Origin of the sequence: Marseilla massiliensis (assembly GCF_016899855.1) — a bacterium.
GTDB lineage: Bacteria > Bacteroidota > Bacteroidia > Bacteroidales > Bacteroidaceae > Prevotella.
This window is the reverse complement of the sequence record NZ_JACJJG010000034.1, coordinates 1-12,560: the sequence shown is the minus strand read 5'-3', so window position 1 is coordinate 12,560 and position 12,560 is coordinate 1. Positions and strand designations below refer to the sequence as shown.

General features: G+C 43.8%; 11 protein-coding genes and 1 pseudogene. 2 read left to right on the top strand and 10 right to left on the bottom strand.

Features of this window, described 5'->3' with window-relative positions; all coding sequences use genetic code 11:
• Positions 1-16: 16 nt before the first annotated feature.
• The 10 genes and pseudogenes from H6A34_RS07615 to H6A34_RS07575 all read right to left on the bottom strand — a co-directional run bounded on the left by H6A34_RS07615 (position 17) and on the right by H6A34_RS07575 (position 10,859).
• Positions 17-496: a tetratricopeptide repeat protein gene (locus H6A34_RS07615; RefSeq protein WP_338088640.1), complete on the bottom strand. Its 480-nt coding sequence runs from the start codon at positions 494-496 to the stop codon at positions 17-19.
• A gap of 9 nt (positions 497-505) precedes the next feature.
• Positions 506-601, bottom strand: a pseudogene (locus tag H6A34_RS15405) (tetratricopeptide repeat protein); the annotation flags it as partial.
• A gap of 109 nt (positions 602-710) precedes the next feature.
• Positions 711-1,727, bottom strand: a complete 1,017-nt coding sequence (locus H6A34_RS07610; RefSeq protein WP_205104606.1) for a vWA domain-containing protein — start codon at positions 1,725-1,727, stop codon at positions 711-713.
• Between the two features lie 22 nt (positions 1,728-1,749).
• Positions 1,750-2,748, bottom strand: a complete 999-nt coding sequence (locus tag H6A34_RS07605) for a vWA domain-containing protein (RefSeq protein ID WP_205104605.1) — start codon at positions 2,746-2,748, stop codon at positions 1,750-1,752.
• A 14-nt stretch (positions 2,749-2,762) separates the two neighbouring features.
• The gene (locus H6A34_RS07600; protein WP_205104625.1) at positions 2,763-3,833 is read right to left on the bottom strand and encodes a BatD family protein; all 1,071 of its coding nucleotides are present in this window, start codon (positions 3,831-3,833) and stop codon (positions 2,763-2,765) included.
• An 89-nt stretch (positions 3,834-3,922) separates the two neighbouring features.
• Positions 3,923-4,792 (bottom strand): DUF58 domain-containing protein, encoded by an 870-nt coding sequence (locus H6A34_RS07595; RefSeq protein ID WP_205104603.1) that lies wholly within the window; start codon positions 4,790-4,792, stop codon positions 3,923-3,925.
• A complete protein-coding gene (locus H6A34_RS07590) occupies positions 4,792-5,787 on the bottom strand; it encodes an AAA family ATPase (RefSeq protein WP_021948375.1) in 996 nt (331 codons plus the stop codon). The genes H6A34_RS07595 and H6A34_RS07590 overlap by 1 nt, the downstream gene beginning before the upstream one ends.
• A gap of 453 nt (positions 5,788-6,240) precedes the next feature.
• Positions 6,241-7,773 carry a DUF5687 family protein gene (locus H6A34_RS07585; protein WP_205104602.1) on the bottom strand — a complete coding sequence of 511 codons (1,533 nt, stop codon included), beginning with the start codon at positions 7,771-7,773 and terminating at the stop codon, positions 6,241-6,243.
• Between the two features lie 17 nt (positions 7,774-7,790).
• Positions 7,791-8,393, bottom strand: a complete 603-nt coding sequence (lolA1, locus tag H6A34_RS07580; RefSeq protein ID WP_205104600.1) for an outer membrane lipoprotein periplasmic chaperone LolA1 — start codon at positions 8,391-8,393, stop codon at positions 7,791-7,793.
• A 39-nt stretch (positions 8,394-8,432) separates the two neighbouring features.
• On the bottom strand, positions 8,433-10,859 hold the full coding sequence (locus H6A34_RS07575) for an FtsK/SpoIIIE family DNA translocase (RefSeq protein ID WP_205104598.1): 2,427 nt from the start codon (positions 10,857-10,859) through the stop codon (positions 8,433-8,435).
• 129 nt (positions 10,860-10,988) lie between these two features.
• Here H6A34_RS07575 and H6A34_RS07570 point away from each other — a divergent pair, with 129 nt between their 5' ends.
• Positions 10,989-11,636, top strand: a complete 648-nt coding sequence (locus tag H6A34_RS07570; RefSeq protein ID WP_021947146.1) for a 3'-5' exonuclease — start codon at positions 10,989-10,991, stop codon at positions 11,634-11,636.
• A partial coding sequence (locus H6A34_RS07565) for a class I SAM-dependent rRNA methyltransferase (protein ID WP_205104597.1) occupies positions 11,629-12,560 on the top strand: 932 nt, incomplete at its 3' end. The genes H6A34_RS07570 and H6A34_RS07565, both read left to right, overlap by 8 nt.

Here is a 12,560-nt window from a genome sequence, read left to right as displayed (position 1 = left end):
CGGTTTTTATCATACATTACCAGTTCTTTTCACTTCTCCTGCGTTGACCCGGTTTCTGCATTGCCTTCTTCAGACGTTGTTGAGTTGCCTTCTCGTTCTGAATTGCTGCATTTAAAAGTTGTTCGGCATTTTCCTTACTCATTTGTTCTTTGGGCTGTTGCTGTTTATTCTCGCCCTTGTTCTTATCATTGTTTTTATCATTATTCTTCTGCGAGTCATTATTCTCATTCTTTTTATCCTGCTTCTTCTTGTTATTATCTTTCTTGTCGTTTTTCTGCAATTTCTTGCATAAAGCAAGATTATAACGTGTTTCGTCATCCTTGGGATTGTTTCTTAAAGCCTGTTCATATGCCTTAATTGCATCTCCATACATCTTATGGTTCTGGCAAATTACCCCTATATTGTGATACGCACTCGCAAGACGAAACTTATTTTTCTCAAGTTTAGCAGCTTTCTCGTACTGCACTATGGCTGCAGAATCTTTGTTCTGCATCATCAGGGCACAACCAAGATTATATACGGCTTGCGGATTTGAAGGATTTTTCGATACGGCCTTACGGTATTGTATCTCTGCCTTGTCGTATTGCTGCTTGTTGAACATACGGTTACCCTCTCTTATCAACTGACGGTCATTTTGTGCATTTACCGTCAATGCAAACACGAACAATAATATGGATAAAATATACCTTGCCATTTTTAATTTCATACAATTACTTGAATAGTTTTACCTTTCTAAGCAACGGATTTTTGCTTTCAAGGACAATTGTTTCAACGATCAATATTATAATGAGCAATATACCTACAGCTTGGAACTGTTCGTCATATTCACTATAAACAACATTCATAATATCTCCTTTCTGCAATTTCGATATTTCATTATCTAGCTGTCTTTGTGCTAGATTATTGTTATCTACATGAATATATGCACCCCCACCAGCTTCGGCTACTTGCTTACACATTTCCTCATTCAATGCAGACATAACAACTTGGCCTGTATTGTCCTTCATGTAACCTCCGTTACCATCTGGAATAGGTGTACCCTTTGTAGACCCTACTCCCAAAACAAATACACGCATGCCATTTTTCTTGGCCTGCTTTGCTGCTTCTACAGCCCCACCCTCATGATCTTCGCCATCAGTTATCACAATTATCGCACGACCAACATTGTCCTGTTTGGTAAAGCTTCTGGAGCTCAAGCCTACAGCCTCCGCCAAATTGGTTCCTTGGCTGGCAATAAGTGAAGGGTCTATATTCTGGAGAAACATCTTAGCGGAAACGTAATCACTCGTTATTGGCAGCTGGATGAATGCATCACCTGCAAAAACCACAAGACCCACTTTGTCATCCGTGAAATTGTCTACAAGATTCTCTATCATCATTTTACTCTTGTCCAGCCTCGACGGAGCAACGTCTTCAGCCTTCATAGAGTTACTTATGTCAAGAGCAATCATTACCTCTATGCCCTGACGCTTATCCTGGCTTATCTTTGTACCCATCTGCGGCCTGGCCAGCATTATGGCTATCAGGGCAACAGCAGCCAGCATTAGCCAAAATTTCAATTCCCGCCTTCCTCCGGAAACATTCGGCATAAGTTCTTTCACCAAAAGAATGTCTCCAAAATCCTTTAGCTGCTTTTTCCGCTTACGCAAACCATACATCCTTATAAGGATTAGCAATGGTAAGGATATCAGCAAATACAAATATGCCGGGTCTTCAAATCTGAACATAAGTCTTTCAATTTTACTTTAATTACGGTATCCGACGGAACACTACCAATCTCAACAGTACCTCGAGCAACATCGTAATGAACGCCGCCATCGCAAAAGGTTGGTAAGCATCATAATGTTTGGAGAATTTCTTGACATCCATCTTGGTCTTCTCCAATTTATCTATATCTTCGTATATTTTCTTTAACTCAGCTGTATTTGTGGCGCGATAAAAATGCCCTCCAGCAGTTGAGGCTATTTCGCTTAATGTCTCAACGTCCACATCGGCACGCATGTTTACATATTGCACTGTTCCACCTACAGGCATTGGGTATGGCGCCATCGTTTTGCTGCCTATAGCAATTGTATATACTCTTATTCCAAAACTTTTAGCTATATTTGCGGCCGTCAAAGGCGATATGTCACCCATATTGTTACTTCCGTCCGTAAGAAGTATTACCACCTTACTTTTTGCCTTACCGTCTTTCAGTCTACCTACAGCATTAGCCAATCCCATACCAATGGCTGTTCCATCCTCGATAAGTCCTCTTGCCGCAATATCGGTACGCACGTTCTGCAACAGGTTTAATAATGAAGTATGGTCTGTGGTCATAGGACATTGCGTGAACGCTTCACCTGCAAATATGGTCAAGCCGATATTATCATCTGGCCTACCAGAGATGAATTCTGCAGCCACACTCTTTGCTGCCTCTATACGGTTCGGTTTCAAATCTTCAGCCAACATACTGGTCGACACGTCCATGGCTAACATTATATCAATGCCCTCAACCGTTCGTTTACCCCAATCATTGCGCGTTTGCGGCCTCGCCAGCACCAAGACTATAAGTATAAATGTAACAATGCGTAATAACATAGGCAACCAAGCCAAACGCACGCGCAAACTTTTTGGCGCATACTGATAAGCGTACGTATCGCTCATACGCATGGATGGTTCGCTCTTTCTCCCGTAAAGCAAGTACCAAATCAAGTAAGGTACGAGCAATAATAGCAGTAGGAAATATTCTTTATTGACAAATTCCATAATCCACTAATCACTTACAATATCAGCAAATACACTTGATATGCAACTACCACAAGAAGCACAACCGCGGCAGCGACAAGCACAGCTATCGACAACTTGAGTGCCGAACGTGACCTTATGCTGCGTTTATCTGTATCAGTGAGTTTCGGTTCGACTCGCTCAACGGTCGGCTGGTTGTCAATCTTAGTAGTATTGATAAACTCCACGGCATTTACCAAGTTGGCATCATTCTCATTTATTAAAGTCGAATATTTTGCAAACTTAACCAAATCTGCCGTCGTAAAAAGTTCCTTCAACTCTTCCGTCATTTTCCTGTCACCTTCACGTTGCAGACGGTCTATAATTTCCGAACTGGTCATCTCCATCGCATTGAAACCAAAGCGTTCCTTAATATATGTCCTGAGCACGCCGGTAAGCCGGGTATAGTAAGTCTTCTGGTCCTCTGAAGCCGACATCTTTTCCGATTTAATCTGCTCTATCTCAGTCAAGGCTTTCTGATGCGGAGGAACCTTTTTAATAATACGCACACGTGCTATTACTGGCTTATTCTCCTTTAACCGTGTCCACAGATAGTAAGCCACCACGCACACAAGTACGAACAACACACTCAACCAGAAAGCCGGCTCCATCTCGCTCCACATAAAAGGATTGTTTTGCACTCCTTTAGGCGGGAAGAATTTTTCCGGGTGCAACGTATCTACCGGCACGGTAAGAACCTTAAGGGCCAGGTTCTTACTTTTGTAGCGCTTGCCGTCCACTGTCACCGTCATTGGCGGCAGATAATATAATTTCTCGTCAAACGAGGTTAATGTATATTTTTTTGTTATCTTTACAAGCCCATTGTCCAGATGGGATGTATCCGCATCTGTATGCGACAGCACCTCCACGCCCGGAGTGATATACTCTGACGGCTGGTAAGATGGCATTACCACCTTGGCACCATTCCTGGCTGTAACACTTAACGTAAGGCCAGTCTGCTCACCTATTAGAATCTCGATTGAATCAATTTTTGATTCAACATATACTTGAGCCATAACGCCTGACACACAGACAGCCAGCAATATTGCACAAATTAGACGTTTCATCATTACTTTAATCGTTAATAACAGGATACGGGGCTAACGGATAAATCCCGCCACGTATTCCAAGCCAAAAGAATACAGACCGAACCGTATCAGCTCCTCATTGCGAACAGTTGCATTAAAGCCCTGACATAGTCTTTGTCAGTGGCGATTGACACATTATCAACATTGCTTTTGTTGAATGTATCGGCCAGCATGGTCTGCCGTTTTTGCCAATGCTCTTTATGCGCACGGCGCAATCTCTTGTCACTCGTGTCTATATACATTTCATGACCTGTTTCCGCATCAAGAACTTTCATCAAGCCAACATTTGGCAACGACTCGGCACGTCTGTCATATACCTGTACGGCAACAACATCATGTTTGCGGTTGCATATTGTCAAGGCATTGGTGAAATCATCTCTCACACAGAAATCGCTCATAAGAAACGCAGTACATCTGCGCTTTAATACGCCTGTAAGGAACTCAACGGCCACCTTTACGTCCGTCTTTCTGCTTTCAGGGGTAAAATCAAGCATCTCCCGTATTATAAAGAGGATATGCTTACGCCCTTTTTTCGGCGGAATATATTTTTCTATTTTGTCCGAAAAAAATATCACGCCTATTTTATCATTGTTTTGTATGGCACTAAAGGCAAGCGTTGCAGCTATCTCGGTAACTACTTCACGCTTTGTGGCATTGCGCGTACCTACATCCAGCGAGCCGCTCACGTCTACAAGCAACATCACCGTAAGTTCACGCTCCTCCTCATACACCTTGACGTAAGGTTTATGGAAACGGGCCGATACATTCCAATCAATGTCGCGTATGTCGTCGCCATACTGATATTCGCGCACCTCGCTGAAGGCCATGCCCCTACCCTTGAAAGCGGAGTGATACTGGCCCGCAAAGATGTTGTTACTCAATCCTCGGGCCTTTATCTCTATCTTCCTTACCCTTTTTAGTATTTCTTGGGTATCCATCAAGGTACCTCCACCTTATTAATTATCTCACTGATTATCTCCTCGGCAGTGACATTGGTTGCCTCAGCCTCATACGACAGGCCTATCCTATGGCGCAACACGTCATGCGCAACCGCACGCACATCCTCGGGGATTACATATCCGCGATGTTTGATGAATGCGTATGCACGGGATGCCTTTGCCAAGCTTATGCTTGCACGGGGACTACCGCCAAAGGTTATCAAGCCTTTCAAGTTAGGCAGGCCGTACCTGTCAGGATAGCGGGTAGCAAACACAATATCCGCAATATATTGCTCTATTTTTTCATCAATATACACCTTGCGTACCACTTCACGGGCAGCAAGTATATCGTCTGCCGTAACAACCGGAGTTACTTCAGGCAGCGCACCTTCAAGATTTTCACGTATAATTAATTTCTCTTCGTCGAGTGTTGGGTAGTCCATCACGACCTTAAGCATGAAACGGTCTACCTGGGCTTCAGGCAACGGATAAGTACCCTCCTGCTCTATGGGGTTCTGTGTAGCCATCACGAGAAACGGCTTCGGCAGATCAAATGTCGTACTTCCTATTGTAACCTGATGCTCCTGCATGGCCTCAAGCAAAGCGCTCTGCACTTTCGCCGGAGCGCGGTTGATTTCGTCGGCCAATACAAAATTGGCGAATACAGGGCCCTTCTTCACCTGAAATTTCTCGTCCTTTTGTGAATATATCATAGTACCCACAACATCGGCAGGCAACAAGTCGGGAGTAAACTGAATCCTACTGTACTCGGAGTCAACCAATTGCGCCAGTGTCTTGATGGCAAGCGTCTTGGCCAGGCCCGGCACACCCTCAAGCAATATGTGGCCGTCGCTGAGCAAACCTGTAATCAAAGAGTCAACCAAATGCTTCTGCCCCACTATCACGCGGTTCATACCAGCCGTGAGGCCAGCCACGAATGAGCTTTTTTGTTCTATCAAGACATTAAGTTCGCGGATATCCATTGATTCTGCCATAATTCCTGTAGTTTATAATTTCACGTTTTAAAATTTAGCGCAAAAATACTACATTATGGTCTCATAAGCGAAATTTTTGAAACTAAATAATATTAAAAAAGTTTCTCAATACTTATATTTACACTGCATCGGGGCGTTTTACGCTGCACTATCCAACAGAGGTACGACCATAATGCGCATGTGCTCAAGACTGAAAATACGCTAAAGACATTAACAAAGAATATATAGTTTCCTCTTAAAAAAACAAATTCTTTAAAAATCAAAACAGTTTCTAAAGACCTACAAAACAACAAGCTCTTTTCCAAACACGGCCTTTGAGATAACAAAAGACGGCCTTTAAGATTGTTAAAGGCCGTCTTTCGCGATACGGTTTGCCGTCTTTCGCAAGCAAAAGATATATCTTTGGTAATCAGCATGTTACAAGAGCGACAAACACTAATCATGACTCATACGTCATCTCGTAGCCCTGAATCCTTCCATGTTGATGTAACGGCGTTTCATGAAACGCTTGTAAATATTGTACAACCAGAACTTGTGTGTCAAAATAAACACTACCCCAACCGCCAAAAGAACTATATAAGCCGTGTTCTCACTGAATGCTGCCTTCAGCAATGATATAATTACCACGGGCAGGAACAACGCAGCCAATTCTGCCACAATCTGGAAATAATTAGTTTCTATGCTACCCTTGCTTATATACTTGGTATTCAGAGGCATAGTCTGCTTATTGTAGACAGCCATCTGCATGAGAAGGCAATACACAGGGCCAGCCGTGAAACACATCATTGAAAAAAGTGCAAGAAAAGTGTACTTACCCGTAAATACAGTAGGCAACATGAGCAGGAACGGCAATATCAGTATTGAGCCGTACAAATAATACTTTGCCCTGAGCAACTGCATTATGTTCTCCTTGTGTATCACAAGACAATCAATATAATTGCCTTCAGCGCTCATTATCTTGATAAGCGTGATAGAACCGTAAAGCACGAAAGTATATACCGCCCAAAAAGCACGTGAATAATCGTCCTGATACAAATCGGTCAATGAAATAACAAGACTGAGTATACTTATTCCGACCGAGGCATAGATAAACGACTTACGTATGTTCTTATTTCTCATCAGGCTTTTTACTTCAAGCTTGAGGTATTGACCTATTTCTCCGTAGCGGTCGAACATTCGCCACTCGGTAACCGTCTTCATCCGCCTCGACTCTACATTTGAACTCTCAAGATAAGTACAACGATATTGCATCCGTTTATTTATTTCAACAAACGCAAACAAAACAGCCGCGACACCAATATATGCAAGCGGATTCCAGAAAGCGAACCACGGGCCTATACCGACACATATTTCAAACATTTTGTCTATATCGCCCAAATATAATGGCGAAAAAATCAGTGCATAAACAGCTATTGGCAACAACCACCACAGCAAGTTCTTGCTGATAAGTGTTCTTGCAAGCATATACCATTGACTGTTGACGGTAACGATAAGCTGGAAAGATACGACAAGTCCCAACGCCGTCAGCAAGCCATAAGAGAAAAGTGTAGTCATTATGACGTAGGGCACGGTTACAGAAAGCCATATAAGGTTGTTCGGTGTTATTATGCTCGAGACGATGAACATTTCAACGCAGGCATATTTCGGTATGGGTAGCAAAGTGTACGGTTTGATGAGCTGGGCAGGAGTCTGCTGGCCAATAAACCTGAACAAGAAATCGGCAACAAGAAGAAATGGTGACACTCCATAGAAAAACTCGTATGGCGTCAACGTATCTGAATCGTTGGCAATTAAAGCCAGCATTATGGCTATAAATATAATGTAAACCACCGCAAAAGCCCACATCAGATAAATGAAGAACTTTGCCGCCTTGTTTTGTTCATAAGCAACACTACGCTTCTCTGCAAGTTTGACATGCTTACGCAATATCCGAAGCAGCTGAAACTTGCTCAGTCGGTTGCCGGTTTGCATCTGGTGTCTTTCCATATCGTACCTTTCATGTTTTATCTCAAGTCGATAATCTCGGCATGAGGATAATCTTTCTTATTGAAACGGAACGTTGCATCACTTAGGTTACGCGCCCTGAAATTAGATACCTTAATGGTAGTCCAGCCATTGCTTTGCCTCATCTTAATAGTACGCGGATAATAATCTTTACCTACAATGACATACATCTCCTTGATTGTACGCTGTTGGTTTGTAGCATACAAATGCACCTGCCATCCACCTGACACATTTTTTACGCCAAGCCTAAAACCGTTCTTGTAGATATTTATAAACTTATACGGATTCATTGACTGCTGCTGTGCCTCTGTGGGTGTGCTTATATTAACCTCGCCACTCGACTTCAAATATGTCCATTGTGTCTTTCCGTCATACCATACGATAGCCTGCGGGGTGCGCGCGTTAAACTTATTACCCTTTATGGATATCGTACCAGAGGCATTGGCATGCTTGCCGCTTATACTGAAATCAGCACTTGCGCCCCCCTTTCGTCCAACAACAGCGGCTGTTTTGTCAAGTATCTTACGTGCCTGGGCCGCATTTTGAGAATAAACAGCCATTGACAACAACAATGCAACGATAATAAAATGCAATCTTTTCATGAGAAACTTATAATAAGAATAAATATTACTTACTAACTATTATTTCAATTGTGCAAGCAATGCTTCAAGGCTTGTTTTGTCTTGAATGAGCACCTCACGAGGTTTACTACCTTGCGTTGCTCCCACAATACCAGCCTTCTCGAGCTGGTCCATCAGTCGACCGGCACGGTTATATCCGATTGAGAATCGGCGCTGTATCATGCTGGTTGAACCTTGTTGGCTAAGTACTACTACTTCAGCAGCCTCCGCAAAGAGAGGGTCGAGGTTATGCATTTCCATTCCACCCGAACCGGAAGATGCACTATCAGCTTCAACAGGCTCCGGAAGTTCCATTGGCTCGAGCGGTCCTGGTTGACTGGCAATATACTGGTTGATACGTTCAATCTCAGGCGTGTCAACGAAGGCGCATTGTACCCTGACAGGTTCGTTCCCGTTGAGGAATAACATGTCACCACGTCCGATTAGCTGGTTAGCGCCTGGACGATCGAGAATTGTACGGGAATCAATCATTGCACTTACCCTGAAAGCCATTCTTCCAGGGAAGTTAGCCTTAATGTTACCGGTTATAATCGACGTTGTAGGACGCTGGGTCGCAATAACCATATGTATACCGACCGCACGTGCCAACTGGGCAATACGTGCTATCGGCATTTCAATCTCTTTGCCGGCCGTCATTATAAGGTCGCCAAACTCGTCTATTACAACAACGATATAAGGCATATACTCATGACCGTCAGTAAGTTTCAGCTGATGGTTCACATATTTTTTGTTGTATTCCTTTATGTTCCTTGCACCGGCCAGCTTTAGCATATCATAGCGTGAGTCCATTAGCTTGCACAGACTATTAAGCGTACGTATCACCTTTGTTACATCCGTAATAATCGGTTCCTCATTATCATCAGGAACTTTCGCCATAAAATGCTGGGCTATCGGAGCATAAATGCTAAACTCGACTTTCTTCGGATCAATAAGCACAAGCTTCAATTCGTTGGGGTGCTTCTTGTAAAGCAACGACGTTATTATAGCGTTCAGGCCAACAGACTTACCCTGTCCTGTAGCACCGGCAACAAGCAAATGCGGCAGTTTGGCCAAGTCAACCATAAAAATCTCGTTAGTTATGGTCTTGCCTATAGCAATAGGCAAATCCATAGCGGTTTCCTGGAAACGTTTTGAGTTTAGTATGCTTTCCATGGAAACGATATTCTGTTTCTTGTTAGGCACCTCGATACCAATAGTACCCTTACCCGGAATAGGGGCAATAATTCTTATCCCGAGTGCAGCAAGGCTCAAAGCGATATCATCCTCAAGGTTCCTGATCTTCGATATCTTAACACCCTCGGCAGGCGTTATCTCATACAAGGTAATGGTCGGACCTACAGTAGCCATTATAGTCTTTATCTGTACTCCGAAACTGTTTAGAACTTCCACAATCCGGTTCTTGTTGGCTGTTTGCTCCTTCATGTCGATGTAAGGCTTGCCGTCATTCTCGTACTTTTTCAAGAGGTCAAGAGTCGGGCACCTGTATTTCGTCCACGGTTCATGAGGGTCAATAGGTACAGACAAATCCTTCCAACCTGAAACATCGCTTGAATCAGCCTTAGTTTCATTTCCGGTCGTATTAATTATTATTTTCTGGTTTTCGCCACTTTCCGCTTTCGTTGTAGTGTCATTCGTTTCCGGCTTGCCCTTATCGGTGTTTTCTGTATTCGTGTCCGTAAAGACAACCTGCTGAGGCTCTGGATTGTCAAACACCGTCGGATCATCCAATGTTGTGACCGGCTCCTGTTGTACGTCATTTTTCTCGGCGAGGTTCTTTATGCCAAACGTCACCCTACCGGTAAGAGTCCCTACGGGATTTAGAATATTACGCACCACGTTTATTGTCTCCTTGCTGAGATATGTCAGGAATACGACGGCCGTCAGCAACAATATCGCCATTAGACCATAAACGCCGACAATATTCTCAAGCCATTGACTGCAATACAACCCATGATCTCCACCCGGATTGAAAATAGAACTGCCCATTATCGGTGTAAGGAGCTTGGCCGAAGCCACCGAGAACCAGATCATGGCTATCATCAGGCAGAAAAACCATTTCAACAAGTTTATCTTGTAGGCCCGTACAAGCCGCAATCCGGCCATGCCCATAAACACGGGAATTATGAACGCAGAAAGGCCGAAACACCTGGATATAAAAAAATAAGACACAAAAGCACCGAACGAGCCACAGCTGTTCTTGAACTCACCGTTTTTATTGAGGATTTCGTGAGGGCTGTGGTCAAGTATTATACTTTGATCATATTGTCCGGTAGAGAAATATGAAATAAACGCTATTATAACATAAATGGACAATAATACCAATATTATTCCGAAAATAAAGTTTAATATATCGTTTTGCAATACACTCTTCAGCCCGATAACCTCACTAAAGGACTTATCGGTGCGCATGATTTTTTTCTTGGCCATCAGTTGTTGTCGAAAGTTTTATTTGCAAAAGTAATCGAAAATTGTCAGAATAAGCCATGATGTCGCCTTTTTTTTATATTTTTGCACACTGTTTGTCGAGACAAAACAAACATCATTTTATATTAGTAAATGAAAAAAGTTATATACAGCAAAATTGACAAGCAATATATCCAGGCCCTGCCAAGAGCTGTTTTCGATGGCCGCATAATAGTGATAAACACGGCCGGCGAAGCTGAGAAAGCAGTCGGCTACCTATTGTCACAAGACATATTAGGCGTAGACACAGAGACTCGTCCATCGTTCAAGAAGGGACGGTCATACGTCGTTGCCCTACTACAAGTCTCCACACACGACACATGCTTCCTCTTCAGACTCAATATCATGGGACTGACGCAGCCTGTCATCAATCTGCTTGAAGACAAAAAGATACCGAAAGTCGGACTGTCACTGCATGATGACATATTATCCCTGCACAAACGCGCCGACTTCACGCCGGGCAACTTCATCGACCTACAGAAACATGTAGGCGAACTTGGAGTCGAAGACCTAAGTTTACAGAAACTGTATGCAAACTTTTTCCACAAAAAGATAAGCAAGTCTGTACGCTTGAGCAACTGGGAGGCAGATGTCCTCACAGACAGCCAAAAGCTATATGCCGCAACCGACGCATGGGCATGCATCAACATATACGAAGAGTTGCTAAGGCTTGAAGCTACAGGCGACTACGAATTGGTAAAGACCGACGAGAAAGAAACCATACCGAATTACAATGTATAAAAACGTATATTTAAAGAAAGGCAAAGAAGAAAGCCTAAAAAGATTTCACCCTTGGGTGTTCTCCGGAGCTATAGCCCACGTCGATGACGGCATACAGGAAGGCGAATTCGTACGTGTACTCACATCATCGGGAGATTTCGTCGCTGTAGGACATTTCCAGATAGGCAGCATAGCAGTACGCGTATTATCGTTCGATGACATTCAGATAAACGACACTTTCTGGCGCAACCGCCTGTCGTCGGCATTAACAATGAGGCAAGCCATCGGCATTGCCGACAATCCGCAAAACAACACTTTCCGATTAGTGCACGGCGAAGGCGACAACCTGCCGGGGCTGGTCATCGACTGTTATGGCAAAACAGCCGTCATGCAAGCCCATAGTGTGGGCATGCATATTTGCCGCGAAGCCATAGCGCAGGCTCTTGTCTACGTCATGGGACAAAGGCTTGAAAATGTTTTTTACAAAAGCGAGACAACGCTGCCATACAAAGCAGGCCTGAGACAAGAAAACGGCTTCATCCACGGCGGATGCAACGATAACATTGCCGTAGAATACGGACTAAAGTTCCACGTTGACTGGCTCAAGGGACAAAAGACAGGATTCTTCGTCGACCAACGCGACAACCGCAGCTTGCTCGAGCGTTATGCCAAGGGGCGCACCGTGCTCAACATGTTCTGTTATACCGGCGGTTTCTCTGTATATGCAATGCGGGGAGGAGCCAACCTCGTACACTCCGTCGACAGCAGTGCTAAAGCCATAGAACTGACCAACGCCAACGTGTCTCTCAACTTTCCAGGAGACAACCGGCATGAAGCCTTCTGCGAAGACGCATTCAAGTTCCTTGACGCTGCCGACGGTAAATACGATCTCATTATACTCGACCCGCCCGCATTTGCCAAGCACCGTGCAGCCCTGCACAATGC